The sequence below is a fragment of the Desulfuromonas sp. TF genome (genome assembly GCF_000472285.1).
Taxonomy (GTDB): Bacteria; Desulfobacterota; Desulfuromonadia; order Desulfuromonadales; family ATBO01; genus ATBO01.
The window spans coordinates 94,852-107,330 of sequence record NZ_KI421418.1 but is presented as its reverse complement, the minus strand read 5'-3'; the positions used below and the strand labels follow the sequence as shown (position 1 = coordinate 107,330).

12 protein-coding genes and 1 riboswitch are annotated in these 12,479 nt (G+C 59.5%); of the genes, 6 read left to right on the top strand and 6 right to left on the bottom strand.

Annotated features, from left to right (window positions below):
- Positions 1-103: 103 nt before the first annotated feature.
- Together lhgO and DTF_RS0108690 are read right to left on the bottom strand one after the other, a co-directional pair.
- Positions 104-1,336 carry an L-2-hydroxyglutarate oxidase gene (gene lhgO, locus DTF_RS0108695; RefSeq protein ID WP_035056367.1) on the bottom strand — a complete coding sequence of 411 codons (1,233 nt, stop codon included), beginning with the start codon at positions 1,334-1,336 and terminating at the stop codon, positions 104-106.
- 2 nt (positions 1,337-1,338) lie between these two features.
- On the bottom strand, positions 1,339-1,524 hold the full coding sequence (locus DTF_RS0108690) for a MerR family transcriptional regulator (protein ID WP_027715007.1): 186 nt from the start codon (positions 1,522-1,524) through the stop codon (positions 1,339-1,341).
- Between the two features lie 136 nt (positions 1,525-1,660).
- Between DTF_RS0108690 and DTF_RS0108685 the strand changes: the two genes are divergently transcribed.
- On the top strand, positions 1,661-2,584 hold the full coding sequence (locus DTF_RS0108685; RefSeq protein ID WP_035056363.1) for a diguanylate cyclase: 924 nt from the start codon (positions 1,661-1,663) through the stop codon (positions 2,582-2,584).
- Between the two features lie 120 nt (positions 2,585-2,704).
- On the opposite strand, the gene DTF_RS0108680 is transcribed toward DTF_RS0108685, so the two are convergent.
- The gene (locus tag DTF_RS0108680) at positions 2,705-3,358 is read right to left on the bottom strand and encodes a DUF3047 domain-containing protein (protein ID WP_027715005.1); all 654 of its coding nucleotides are present in this window, start codon (positions 3,356-3,358) and stop codon (positions 2,705-2,707) included.
- Between the two features lie 329 nt (positions 3,359-3,687).
- Positions 3,688-3,762, top strand: a riboswitch (cyclic di-GMP riboswitch).
- A 371-nt stretch (positions 3,763-4,133) separates the two neighbouring features.
- Between DTF_RS0108680 and DTF_RS0108670 the strand changes: the two genes are divergently transcribed.
- Positions 4,134-4,514, top strand: a complete 381-nt coding sequence (locus DTF_RS0108670; RefSeq protein WP_027715003.1) for a response regulator — start codon at positions 4,134-4,136, stop codon at positions 4,512-4,514.
- Positions 4,515-4,567: 53 nt separating this feature from the next.
- Positions 4,568-6,682, top strand: coding sequence for a bifunctional diguanylate cyclase/phosphodiesterase (locus DTF_RS22710; RefSeq protein ID WP_051361178.1), 2,115 nt, complete (start codon positions 4,568-4,570; stop codon positions 6,680-6,682).
- Between the two features lie 48 nt (positions 6,683-6,730).
- On the opposite strand, the gene DTF_RS0108660 is transcribed toward DTF_RS22710, so the two are convergent.
- The gene (locus DTF_RS0108660) at positions 6,731-7,045 is read right to left on the bottom strand and encodes a DUF3467 domain-containing protein (protein WP_027715002.1); all 315 of its coding nucleotides are present in this window, start codon (positions 7,043-7,045) and stop codon (positions 6,731-6,733) included.
- A gap of 118 nt (positions 7,046-7,163) precedes the next feature.
- On the opposite strand from DTF_RS0108660, the gene glpK reads away from it, so the two are divergent.
- Positions 7,164-8,642 (top strand): glycerol kinase GlpK, encoded by a 1,479-nt coding sequence (gene glpK / locus DTF_RS0108655; protein ID WP_027715001.1) that lies wholly within the window; start codon positions 7,164-7,166, stop codon positions 8,640-8,642.
- A 212-nt stretch (positions 8,643-8,854) separates the two neighbouring features.
- Here the strand turns inward: glpK and DTF_RS25420 are convergent, their stop codons facing one another.
- Entirely contained in the window at positions 8,855-10,027 is a 1,173-nt protein-coding gene (locus DTF_RS25420) for a rhomboid family intramembrane serine protease (protein WP_051361177.1), read from the bottom strand.
- A gap of 190 nt (positions 10,028-10,217) precedes the next feature.
- On the opposite strand from DTF_RS25420, the gene DTF_RS0108645 reads away from it, so the two are divergent.
- On the top strand, positions 10,218-10,874 hold the full coding sequence (locus DTF_RS0108645; protein WP_027715000.1) for a fumarylacetoacetate hydrolase family protein: 657 nt from the start codon (positions 10,218-10,220) through the stop codon (positions 10,872-10,874).
- On the top strand, positions 10,871-11,740 hold the full coding sequence (locus tag DTF_RS22700; protein WP_035056358.1) for a Rossmann-like and DUF2520 domain-containing protein: 870 nt from the start codon (positions 10,871-10,873) through the stop codon (positions 11,738-11,740). The genes DTF_RS0108645 and DTF_RS22700 overlap by 4 nt, the downstream gene beginning before the upstream one ends.
- A 52-nt stretch (positions 11,741-11,792) precedes the next feature.
- On the opposite strand, the gene nfi is transcribed toward DTF_RS22700, so the two are convergent.
- Positions 11,793-12,476 carry a deoxyribonuclease V gene (nfi, locus tag DTF_RS0108635; protein WP_027714999.1) on the bottom strand — a complete coding sequence of 228 codons (684 nt, stop codon included), beginning with the start codon at positions 12,474-12,476 and terminating at the stop codon, positions 11,793-11,795.
- Between the last annotated feature and the right edge of the window lie 3 nt (positions 12,477-12,479).

Below are 12,479 nucleotides of genomic sequence, written 5' to 3'. Positions count from 1 at the left end.
CCTGATGTATGCCTTCGCCCCTGAAAAACCACCAAGCCTTGTAGGACGAAATTTTTGCTTAGCCATCCTCTGAGTTTTGCGAGTGCATCAAGCCTGAGGGGTTTCAGGCGGAAAATGCCTGCTTCTCCAAAGCCTCCCGCGCCTTGGCGGCCACCGTCCTGCCGATGCTGATCGAAGCAGTAGCCGCCGGCGATGGGGCATTCAGGACATGGATCATTCCCTCCCCTTCCACGATGTGGAAGTCGTCGAGCAGTTTCCCCGCCGGGTCCACCGCCTGAGCCCTCACCCCGGCGCCGCCTCCAAGCAGATCCCCCCTCCGCAGTTCGGGCACAAGCCGTTGCAGGTCGCGCACGAACATCCCCTTGCTGAAGGAGCGGCGGTATTCCTGTAGCCCCGTCTGCCAGAAGCGTCCGGCCAGACACCAGAACCCCCCGTAGCCGAGGGTTTCCAGCGTATCGCGAAGAGAAAAACTGAAGCGGCCGTAACCCTCCCGCCTCAAAGCCAGGACCGCATTGGGACCGGCTTCCACCGCGCCGTCGATCCTGCGGGTGAAATGAACGCCCAGAAAGGGGAAGGCCGGATCCGGAACCGGATAGATAAGTGTGCGCACCAGGGAGCGCCGCCCGTCTTTGAGCGTATAATATTCGCCGCGAAAGGGGATGATTCTGATGCCGGGATCGGCCCCTGCCATGCGGGCGACGCGATCGCATTGCAGACCGGTGCAATTGATCAGAAAACGGCAACGAAATTCGCCGAGAGGGGTATCCAGGACGAAACCTTCGGACTCCCGACGAATCCCCCGCACCTCGGCGCCCGTACGAACTTCTCCACCCTTCTTTCGCACCTCGTCGGCAAAAGCCTCCGTTACCCGGGCGAAATCGACGATACCCGTATCGGGAACGTACAACCCGGCGATTCCCGCCACATGAGGCTCATATTCCTTGAGCCGGTCGTCTTCGAGCCGTTCGATTCCCTCCAGCCCGTTTTCGCGGCCGCGCCGCTCCAGCTCATCGAGAGCCGGGAGCTCCTCCTCGCGGGTCGCGACCACCAGCTTGCCACAGCGCTCATGGGGGATGCCGTACGCGGCACAGAAGCGATAGAGGTCCTCCCGCCCCGCCGTGCAGTTGCGTGCCTTGAGCGAGCCGGGGCGATAGTAGAGTCCGGAATGGATGACCCCGCTGTTGTGCCCCGTCTGGTGAGCTGCGAGGCGGTCCTCCTTTTCCAGCATCACCAGGGAGAGTCCGCCTATTTCCCCCATCATGGCCATGGCCGTGGCCGCTCCCACGATGCCTCCTCCGATGACCGCCACATCGTACGGTAATCTTCCAGCGGCCACTCTCAGTCCCCCCTGGACATCGATTCGACTTCAAGTTTTACGTCGTCGATATTGACCCGAACGACGTTCTCCCCCTCTCGCTCGCAGCGAACCAGCCCGTCCTCCACCCATTCCAGAATACGGTCTTTCTGCACGCCGTACTTCGATTCGACTTCTTCAGGGGTATACCAGGTTTTGACCAGGGACATCGAGAACCTCCTTCCGGCAGGGTTGTTTTATTTCAGTATAACCCTTCAGCAAACCCTTGTCCTCCGGGGGACACTTTACAAACGCCTGAAGCCTGCTTTAAGTTAAAAATAGAGGCTATTTGGAGAGGCATCAATAATGACATCTGTTCTGGTCATCGACGACTCCGGCGTCGCGCGGCATAAGATCATCGACACCCTGAGGGACAGGTCTCTCTTCGACTTCTACCTTGAAGCCGAGGATGGAAGCCGGGGGATGGAAGTGCTCCTCAACCACCCGGTGGACGTGATCCTCTGCGATATGGAGATGCCCGTGATAGGGGGACTCAAGTTCCTGGAAATGAGGAATGGAAAAGAAGGACTCATGGACGTGCCGGTCATCCTGCTCACCGGTCATGAAGACCGCGAATCCATGATCAAGGCGCTCGAAGAGGGGGCCAGCGATTACATCACCAAACCCTTCGACGAAGGGGAACTCGTGGCCCGGGTCAAGGTCCAGCTCAAAATCAAGTCCCTTCAGGACAGTTTGAAGAGAAGCAACCTGCTCCTTTACGAACTGTCCCACACCGATCCCCTGACCGGGCTGTGCAATCGGCGCTGTTTCATGGAGGCGATGAGCAGGGAGTTCAACCGCAGCAGCCGTGCCCATACCCCCTTGTCGCTGGTGATGGCGGACATCGATCATTTCAAGAAGATCAATGACTCTTACGGGCACCAGCAGGGAGACGCCGTGCTGGTCGATGTCGCCGAACTCTTGAATACTCATCTGCGCGAGTACGACAAGGCCGCCCGCTTCGGCGGCGAGGAGTTCGCTCTGATTTTTCCCGAAGCGGATATCCCCCAGGCGGCGGAGGTGGCCGAGCGCATCCGGACCGAAACCGGTGCTCTCTCCTTCGATGGCAAACTCAAGGATCTCCATCTGACGGTCAGCCTTGGAGTCGCCACCTACCCCCGCGGAGGCATCCGTTCGGTGGACGATCTCATCCGCGAGGCCGATTCGGCTCTCTACGCCGCCAAACGATCCGGCCGCAACCGGGTGGAGACGATGCGGCTGCAAACCTGATTTATCCGCAGATGACGCAGATTCCCGCAGATTAAAACCTCACGGATTAAAGGGTTTCCGCTTTAACTCATCTGTGTGAATCTGCGGAATCTGCGGATCAAAAAGTTTCAGACTTCGCCCCTAATTCCCCTTGAGCTCGATGTCGTCATACCAGGCCACCGCCGAGCCGCCGGTGTTGTCCGTGTCGGTCATGACGGCGACGGCCCCGGCCATCGGCGGATCTTCGCCGAAGATCGCCCGGTAGTCGGCACGGACATCCCTGCTCTCGGCCGCCCACTCCCCGACTTTCTCTTCCCCGCTCTCCACCGCGACCATCACGGCGTTCGAGGTGAAAGGGTTCGGAACGATCGCCCCCTGCGGCAGCTTGTTCGCCCAGATGTAATTGATGCTCCGGGTTCTGGGGAAAAACCAGTGGGGAAAGATGACGTAGATCCGGGCGGCGTAATCGTCCCCCTCCTTCCTCCTGGCGTCCCCCTTCTCCAGGATGTTCTCCACCTTCCAGCGCCAGGCGAGAACGGGGAATTCCTTCAAGTCTATCTCCTCCTCCAGGATGAGACCGGAGGCCGTCCCGTGCGATTCGGCCCGCAGCACGTGCCCTCCCCCCTCCGAGACCACCCGGTATTCGGTCCGACCCTTGAACACCTTCTCCTTCCATTCCGGGCGGAGGCCGTTCTCGAAATCGTCGATGAGCAGCACACGATCCGTGGCAACGGCCGAAGCAGCCCAGAGCATCATCAACAGCGGCAAACCTACTTTTACCCACAAATCCAACATCCGGCTGCCCTTCCGATACTTACGATTGTTTTCACCGATAAATCTAACCCCGAAGAATAAAAATACCAGGCAAAAAGCAAGCAATGAATAATTCTGAGCTGTTTCTGACATATTTTCCCAGTGCAGCCGCCTGATAATCACCCCGATGAAGGTAATTCTGTATAAATTCTAATAAATTTTAAAAAAACATTACAAAAAAAACAATGGTTTTCAATACAGAGAAATAAGCAGTTTCCCATCTATGAATATTTTCATTTTTATGTTATTATTGGCCAAATTCAAAACAAACCCGCCTGGAGCGGGAAAGTTGATAATAATTAAATAGTTTTCTCCGACAATAGCAAATCTGGAGCAATCCAGAGACGCAGAGTCACGGGTCCCAAGTGGATAGCCGAGCCGCCGAAGAGAGATGATCGTCTTTTGTTTTCGAGAGATGCTCACGCCCGTTTTCGGTTACGAAAACGGGCTTTTTTTATTTCCAATTGTTCCTGTGCAAAAGATCATCAGTTTGGGAGAAATGCATGGCATGTGATATCCAGGACCAGTGCGGCTTCTTTCGAAAGTTCGGAAATCGGCAGAGCAACGTTTGGAAAGGTCTGTTCGGTTATTACTGCATAGGAAACGGGTTCAAGTTTTGCGAGAACAGGAAAAAATTTCAGAAGGACGGAAAATTCCCGGATTATCAATTCATACCGACAGGCAAGGCGGTTCCAAAATCCTTTCTCGATCTTCCCTGACTGGGAATTCACTGACATTCGAAACAGGAGGAGCACTCATGAAGCCTAAACGCATCATAGTCATCGATGACTGCAGACTGACCCTGGCAATGGCCCGGGATATGCTTGAAAATGCGGGCTTCGAGGTGCTGACAGCCGAGTCGGGAATTGAAGCCAATCCTCACATCTTCGGACTGCCGCGTCCCGACCTTCTCCTGATCGATGTCGAACTGCCGATGCTGCGGGGTGACCGCAAGGTCCGGCTCCTCAAAGAGTCAAAGAGCTCCAGGGATATCCCCACCATCCTCATGTCCCACAAGTCACCGGAGGGTCTTGAAACTCTGGCGCATGAATCGGGGGCTGAGGGGTGGATTGCAAAGCCGCTGCGCCCCGATGTTCTTGTTGGTTTGATCCGGCGATTCCTTCCCTCAACCCCGTAGGCCAATATTGTCAGGCAAAATGCTGCCCATTTGATGCAGTTGCCGGAGGTTACATGAAGCAGGAATCATGCAATACCTTGCAGCCGGGAGCCAGCGCTGACACTGCTTCGCCCTCGGTCCTGGTGATCGATGATGAGGCCTTCATGCGCCTTAACTTCCGCGCGGCCCTGGAGGAGGCCGGCTGCCGGGTGGAGGAAGCCAGCAGTGGTGAGGAGGGCGCTCGCATTTTTCAGCGCCTGCGCCCTGACCTGGTTGTCCTGGACCTGGTGATGCCGGAAAGGGACGGGTTCGAGACTTGCGCCGCCCTGCGAAACCTGGCAGAGGGACGACACACTCCGATCCTGGTGGTCACGGGACTCCATGACACTGCCTCCCTTCACCATGCCTTCGAGGCTGGGGCGACTGATTTCATCTGCAAGCCGGTCAGCGGCGAACTCTTGGGCTATCGGGCTCGTTACCTGGTGCGGGCCGGCAGGGCCCTTGAAGAGTTGGCCCGAAGCGAGGCCAATCTTAGACTTCTGAGAACGGCAGTGGAGTCTCTTCCGATCGGCATCACCATCAGCGACGCGAAAGGGAAAATCACCTACACCAACCCGGCCGAAGCGGCAATGCACGGGTTCGAGGTTGCAGAACTGCTTGACCGGGAGGCCCGAGTCTTGGCGCCACAACACCTGCACCGCACATCGTTCGCGGAAAAGCTTGAGAAATGCGGCCTCTGGCGTCGGGAGAGCGTGAACCGGCGCAAATGCGGGGAGGAGTTTCAGGTCCAGCTCTCTTCAGTCTCCGTCCGCAGCCCGGAGGGGGAATTCCTCGGCATCGTCACCGCCTGCGAGGACATCAACGAGCGCAAGAAGAACGAGGCAAAAATCCACCAGCTTGCCTATTACGACCCTCTCACCGGACTACCCAATCGAGCCCTCTTCCTGAATCGCCTGCAAAAGGCGTTGGCCTTGTCTGATCGATCAAGGCAGGCGATCGCTGTCCTTTTTCTCGACCTCGACAATTTCAAGGACGTCAACGACACCCAGGGGCACGAATTCGGCGACAAGCTTCTCAAGGAGGTGGCCCAGCGGCTCTCCGGCTGCATCCGTGCAGCCGATACCCTGGCCCGGTTGGGAGGGGACGAGTTCGTGGTCATGTTGGCCGCCACGGGCCACGAGACGGCCAGCGCCACGGCACTGCGCATTCTGGAGACCTTCCGTACGCCCTTCGAGATCGATGGGCGACTGACCCATGCCGGCTTCAGCATCGGAGTCGCCCTCTACCCCGACGATGCTCCTGACCTGGAGGGGCTGCTGCGCAGCGCCGATACGGCCATGTACCAGGCCAAGTCCCGTGGACGACAGAATTTTCAATTCTTTTCGGCCGAGATGAACAGGGAAATCGTGGAGAAGGTGGCTCTGGAGTCCGCTCTCCGGCAGGCACTTGAGCGGGAGGAGCTCACCCTTTTGTATCAGCCCCAGTGGGACCTGCAGAGCGGGAGCCGATGCGTGGTGGAGGCACTGGCCCGCTGGCGTCACTCCGAGCTTGGGGAAATTTCGCCGACGAGGTTCATCCCCTTGGCCGAGACCAGCGGACAGATCTTCCGCCTTGGCGAGTGGGTGCTGCACTCTGCGTGCTCCCAGGCCAAGGCTTGGGCTGAGGCGGGCTGCCCAGTGGAGAGGGTGGCGATCAACATCTCGGGCCATCAGTTGCGCCAGTCCGATTTCCCCGATCTCATTAAGCGCATCCTGACGGAGACGCAGCTTGATCCTGCGAGTCTCGAGCTCGAGTTCACCGAGAGCGTCCTCATGGAGCATGCGGATCAGACAGTGGCCGTACTGCAAACTCTCAAGGGAATGGGGATTCAGCTCTCCATTGACGACTTCGGCACCGGCTATTCCTCCCTCAGTTACCTGAAGCACTTCCCGATCGACCGGATCAAAATCGACCGGGCTTTTGTCGCCGGCATCAATCGCGACCCGGGTGACACCGCTATCGTGGCGGCCGTCATTGCCCTGGCCCGCACCCTGAAGATCAGGGTCCTGGCGGAGGGAGTGGAGACCCGGGCTCAACTGGAGTTCCTGCAAAATCACAGCTGCAGCGAGGCCCAGGGATTCCTCCTGGGAGCTCCGATGGCGGCGGAGGATCTGGTTCGGTGGCTGGAGCTGGCGCCGGAGCCCTTATAATAGCACACCTGTCCGTGTAACCAGACCCCGTCTTGCAAGTCCGACAGGTTAGTGATAATTCCCCTCCACGGGAGTCGCCGCCCCGGTCTCTTCCTTCACTGAACCGAACTTCTGCTCGTAACGCCGCAGGTTCTCCTCCAGCGCCGCGATGAGGCGTCTGACGTGGCGCGGAGAGGTGATCACCCGGCTGCGGACCTTAGCTCGCGGCACCTGGGGCTGGACGAAGATGAAGTCGAGGGTGAATTCGGTATCGGTATGGTTCACCACCGCCAGGTTGGCGTAGACCCCCTGGGCGATTTCCTCATCCAACTGGATCTCCAGCTTTACCGGTTTGCCGGCTTCCTGCTTTTTTTTCTCGCTCATTTTACCTCCGTTATCAGTGATCGTCTTAAAAATGGCAGTAAACGCGCCGACTTGACTCCATTGAACGCGCCCCTATAATAAACAGATATAATCAGAACCCAGTGAAGCGGGGGGAAGCATGATCCACTATATTCTTGCCATCGACCAGGGGACGACGGGAACGACAGCCCTCCTCATCGGCCGTGACCTTGTCATCCGCGGCAAGGTTACCGTCGACTTCCCCCAGCACTTCCCCGAGCCGGGACGGGTGGAGCACGACCCGGAAGAGATCTGGTTCTCGGTTCTCCAGGCGATCCGCCGTGTGATGAAGGAAACGGCCGTGCCCGCTTCGGAAATCGCCGCCATCGGCATCACCAACCAGCGGGAAACGACCCTGCTCTGGGACCGGGAGACCGGTCGGCCGGCGGGCAACGCCATCGTCTGGCAGGACCGCCGCAGCGCCGGCATCTGCCGCGAATTGAAGGAAAGAGGAACCGAATCCAGGGTCCGCGAGAAGACCGGGCTGGTCCTCGATCCTTATTTTTCAGGGACGAAAATTACCTGGCGCCTGCGGGAGGATGCGAACCTGCGCCGCCGGGCCGAATCCGGCGAGCTGGCCTTCGGCACCGTGGACTCCTTCCTGGTCTGGCGCCTGACCGGAGGCACGCACCATGTCACCGACATCAGCAACGCCTCGCGCACCCTTCTGATGGACCTGAAGAACCTCTCCTGGGACGATGAGCTCCTCACCCTTCTGGAAGTCCCCTCCCCCATGCTTCCCGACATCCGACCCTCCTCCCATGTCTACGGAGTCACCAGGGGGCTGGAGATCCTGCCCGACGGCATTCCCGTGGCCGGGATGGCCGGCGATCAGCAGGCGGCCCTCTTCGGCCAGGCCTGCTTCGAGCCCGGGGAGGCCAAATGCACCTACGGCACCGGAGCCTTTCTCCTTGAGAACACCGGAGAGGAGATCGTCTTCAGCAAAAGCGGACTGCTGACCACCGTTGCCTGGCAGATCGGCCGGGAGGTCAGCTACGCCCTGGAAGGGAGCGCCTTTATCGCCGGGGCCGCCGTGCAGTGGCTGCGGGACGGGCTCGGATTGTTTCAGTCGTCCATGGACATCGAAGCTTTGGCGGCATCGGTGCCCGACAGCGGCGGACTCGTCTTCGTTCCGGCCCTGGCAGGCCTGGGGGCTCCCCACTGGAGGAGCGAAGCGAGGGGCGCCATTTTTGGGATCACCCGCGGCACGACCGCCGCTCACCTGGCGCGGGCCACACTGGAGGGGATCGCGCTGCAGATCGCCGATCTGGTGACGGCAATGGCGGCGGATCGCGGCAAGCTTCCGGCTCTGCTGAAGGTGGACGGCGGAGCGGCCGGCAACAACCTCCTCATGCAGTTGCAGGCCGACCTGATCGACCTGCCGGTGGTCCGGCCGCAGACTCTGGAAACCACCGCCCTCGGAGCCGCCATGCTGGCGGGGCTGGCCACAGGCTTCTGGCGCGACCTCGACGAGGTCAAGGCAAGCTGGCGGGAGGAGCGGCGTTTCCTGCGCCGGCAACCCCCGAGTTGGCGGGAGGAGCTGCAGCAGCGCTGGCGTACGGCGGTGGGAAAGGCATAATGCGATCTCCTTACGCCTCACCGTTTATCACTACCAGAGAGTTGAAAAAGTGGTTTCCCTGGCTGATCAAAAATGTCCAGATGCAAGGCGGCTGAAATCCTGTGGAATAAGGCGTACCTGGAAGGTACGTCGTTGACGAGGGATGAGGCCAACGCCGCAGATGGGCGCTTGCCGGGCCATAGCCTTGGCGAAGGCTGGTTTTTTATCAGCTGCTAATCCTCTCCCAGACGTTCGATCGCGCGCAGATGCATCCGCGCCTCCTCGGCGACTTCATGGCTGTGGGCAAGGTCGAGGGCATCGAGAAAATACTGGTAAGCGCTGGTGATATGGCGGGGCTTATGGATCATGGCCTTGCCAGCCCCCAGATGGGCCCGGTCAAGGTCCGGGTCGGCGGGACGCTCGGCAATGAATCGTCGATAGAGGGTTAGAGCCTGATCGAACTCGCCGGCCCCGAGAAGCGCCCGGCCGAGATGCAAAACATCTCCGGATGCCAATCGGCCGCGCTCCTCCCGCCCCTCGAGCCCAAGGTAGAGGGTGGCGGCGCGGCGCACGTCACCTCGATGGAGACTGCGACCGATCTCTTCGATCGGATCGGGAATATAATCGCGCTCTTTCTGCAATCGCTGCCGGGCCTTTTCCCGGCGCACCAGGCTTGGGAGGCGATCGATTCCATAGGCAAAGCCGAGTCCCGCCAGAAAACCGCCGATGTGGGCTCCATGCGCCACCCCCGCACCGCGTCCGCCGGTGAACAGAAAAGGGAGAAGGTTATCGAGGAGAAGGTAGAAACCGAGGACCAGGCGGGCAGGAATCATAAAGGTGGTCATGATGAATGGAAACAGGAAGACGAAGGTCTTGACCCGGTTGCGGGGAAACCAGAGGAAATAGAAGCCGAGGACCCCCGAGATCGCCCCTGAGGCCCCCACCAGAGGGACCTCTGAGCCTGGAACGAAAAGGGCGAAGAAGAAAGTGGCGGCGAGGCCGGTTCCCAGGTAAGCCATGAGATAGCCGAGACGGCCGATACGATGCTCGACGTTGTCGCCGAAAATCCAGAGGAAGAGCATGTTTCCCGCCAGATGCATCCAGCCGGCATGCAGAAACATGGCGGTAAAAAGAGTGGCGAGGGAGGGCTCGGCGGGACGGAACCCGTAACGGAAGATGAAAAGATCGTAGGCGCTGACCCGCTCGAGAATGCTCTGGGCCGGAACGGCACCCCGGGCTCCCAGGGCGTGCAGATAATCGAGCAGCAACGGGTCGGAAAGATCGGGTGCCGCACCCATCAGGGGAAGAGAAACGAAAAGAAATACAGAGATGTTGACGCCGATGAGGAGAAAATTGACATAAGGCGTTCGCGTGGAGTTGGGAGTGTCGCCGATGGGAAGAAACATGACAGACTTCTTTCGGACGGGTAGACTGATGCAAATGAAAGGCGGCGGTTGAAGGGCCATTTTACCATGGCTTACGACCGCTGGCATCTTGCATTTTGCGGATCGACCCGATATTCTCGCTCAATCCGCAATTGGACCTGAACGAGTCGTATCGGAAAGTTTCTCCCACTGACAGGAGGCATACTATTTCATGCATACCGTAAGACTGACCGGAAGCCATAAAACCTACCGTGTGGGCAAAGTGGTCTGCCTTGCCCGCAATTACAGCGAACATATCCGGGAACTGGGCAACGAGGTCCCTGAAAAACCCGTCCTGTTCATCAAACCCTCCTCCAGCATCATCGGACAGAAGGAAACGGTGGTTATCCCTCTCTATTCAAACGAGTGCCATCACGAAGTGGAACTGGCCGTATTGATCGGCAAGTGGGGCCGGAATATCCCCGAGGAAAACGCCATGGCCCATGTGGCCGGTTACGGCGTGGCCCTCGACATGACTCTGCGGGACGTTCAGGCCGAGCTTAAGAAGAAGGGACTGCCCTGGGAGGCGGCCAAGGCCTTCGACACCTCCTGCCCCCTTTCGGACTTCGTCCCCGCCGACAGGATTGCCGACCCCCACCGCCTGCGCATCTCCTTAAAAGTCAATAGCGAACTGCGCCAGGATTCCTCCACCGCCTGCATGATGCGCCGCATTCCGGCGATTATCAGCGAAATTTCGGCCATGTTCACCCTCGAGCAGGGGGATGTCATTCTTACCGGCACCCCGGAGGGGGTGGGACCGGTTGCCGCCGGCGATCAGTTGACCGCGGAAATCGAAGGTCTCGGGTCGCTTGAGGTCTCCGTCCGATGAAGAAATCCATGGTTCTCATCGGTCCCGGCCGGGCGGGACAGGCCATCGCCCGTCTGCTGCACGAGGCAGGACATGAATTCAAGTCAATCATAAGCCGCGACCCGGTACGGGCTGCGGCCGCGGCACGCTTTATAGGTATCCCCGGATCCGGCACAACCGATCTCTCCAGGGCCCGCGAGGGAGAACTCGTGTTCATTGCCATTCCCGACGATCATATCGAGGAGATGGGCGCGACTCTGCGGCGTGAGGGGTATCTGGCGCCCAATGCAGTCCTTATTCACTTCAGCGGGATTCTGCCCGCCGCCATCCTCCAGGGCAAAGATGGTTCGCCGAGGGCCCTGTCCATTCATCCCCTGCAGACCTTTGCCGACTCCGTCCTCGGAATTCGCTCCCTCCCAGGCTCCCCCTTTGCGGTGGAAGGAGATGAATCCCTGCTCCCGCTGGCCGAAGAACTCGTCTTGGATATGGGCGGCACACCCTTTCGTATTTCTACCCGAAGCAAGCCTCTCTACCACGCCGCCGCCTCCGTCGCCTCCAATTACATGGTCACCGTCATTGTCGTCGCCCGGCAGATCATGTCCGCCTGCGGCTTTTCCGAAGAGGAGGCCTTTCATCTCCTCACTCCCCTGCTTCGGGGAACGGGAAAGAACCTGGGTGCTCTCGGCCCCGAACAAGCGCTGACCGGCCCCATCGCCCGCGGAGACATAAAAACCATTGCATGCCACCTGCAAGCGCTGGCTGACCTCGACCCGGATCTTCAGGAGATCTATCGAGTCCTGGGAAGAAAGACGGTTGAAGTGGCGCGAAAGAAAGGGACCCTGAACCGGGAAAAGGCGGAGGAGATTTTAAGGATATTGAGGGGCTAGGGGCTGGAAGGAAGATCTCTGTCCTCTGTCCTCTGTCCTCTGTCCTCTGTCCTCAGCCCTTCGCCTCTCTCCGGACGCGGTTGGTGAGATGATGTGCCAGCCGGGTCGGTTCCGGCATCCGGTAGCGGGCGCCGCAGGAAAGGGTCAGGCGGGCGGCGGCGGCGACGTCCATCAGGTGACCGGGGGATATGTAGAGGGGTTTGACTCCGTCGCGGGTGGTGAGCACCACCCCTGCCTGACGGCCGTTTACCAGCAGAGGGACCATCTCTCCCCGCTTGCAGCCGGGCTCCGGATGTTCCCCGCATAGACGGCTTTTGGCGCAGCCGACGGTAGGCAGGTTGAGCCATAATCCCAGATGGCTGGCTATCCCGAGGCCCCGGGGATGGGCGATGCCCTGGCCGTCGACGAGGATGGCATCGGGTACGGCGCACAAGGCGCGGAAGGCATCGAGGATGATGGGGAGTTCCCGGAAGGAGAGCAGACCGGGGATATAGGGAAAGACGACCCGCCCCGAGGCGGTGGCCTCTTCGATGACTCGAAAGTCGGGGAGGGAGAGGACGATCACGCCGGCATGAAAAAGATCGCCATGCTTCTCGTAGGAAACATCCACACCGGCCACGAATCTGACCGGCCTGGGTAGACAGTCCCTGAGCACCACTCTTTTAGCCAGGTCCCGCTGCAGCTCCGCCGCCTCCCGGTAAGTCATCGACCAGTTGTGCAGTTGCGGAAAATCCATTCG

Excerpts from the sequence above, each read along its gene's own strand:
- DTF_RS0108690 (WP_027715007.1), bottom strand. The coding sequence starts at position 1,524 with ATGTCCCTGGTCAAAACCTGGTATACCCCTGAAGAAGTCGAATCGAAG.
- DTF_RS0108685 (WP_035056363.1), top strand. The coding sequence starts at position 1,661 with ATGACATCTGTTCTGGTCATCGACGACTCCGGCGTCGCGCGGCATAAG.
- DTF_RS0108680 (WP_027715005.1), bottom strand. The coding sequence starts at position 3,358 with ATGTTGGATTTGTGGGTAAAAGTAGGTTTGCCGCTGTTGATGATGCTC.
- DTF_RS0108670 (WP_027715003.1), top strand. The coding sequence starts at position 4,134 with ATGAAGCCTAAACGCATCATAGTCATCGATGACTGCAGACTGACCCTG.
- DTF_RS22710 (WP_051361178.1), top strand. The coding sequence starts at position 4,568 with ATGAAGCAGGAATCATGCAATACCTTGCAGCCGGGAGCCAGCGCTGAC.
- DTF_RS0108660 (WP_027715002.1), bottom strand. The coding sequence starts at position 7,045 with ATGAGCGAGAAAAAAAAGCAGGAAGCCGGCAAACCGGTAAAGCTGGAG.
- glpK (WP_027715001.1), top strand. The coding sequence starts at position 7,164 with ATGATCCACTATATTCTTGCCATCGACCAGGGGACGACGGGAACGACA.
- DTF_RS25420 (WP_051361177.1), bottom strand. The coding sequence starts at position 10,027 with ATGTTTCTTCCCATCGGCGACACTCCCAACTCCACGCGAACGCCTTAT.
- DTF_RS0108645 (WP_027715000.1), top strand. The coding sequence starts at position 10,218 with ATGCATACCGTAAGACTGACCGGAAGCCATAAAACCTACCGTGTGGGC.
- DTF_RS22700 (WP_035056358.1), top strand. The coding sequence starts at position 10,871 with ATGAAGAAATCCATGGTTCTCATCGGTCCCGGCCGGGCGGGACAGGCC.
- nfi (WP_027714999.1), bottom strand. The coding sequence starts at position 12,476 with ATGGATTTTCCGCAACTGCACAACTGGTCGATGACTTACCGGGAGGCG.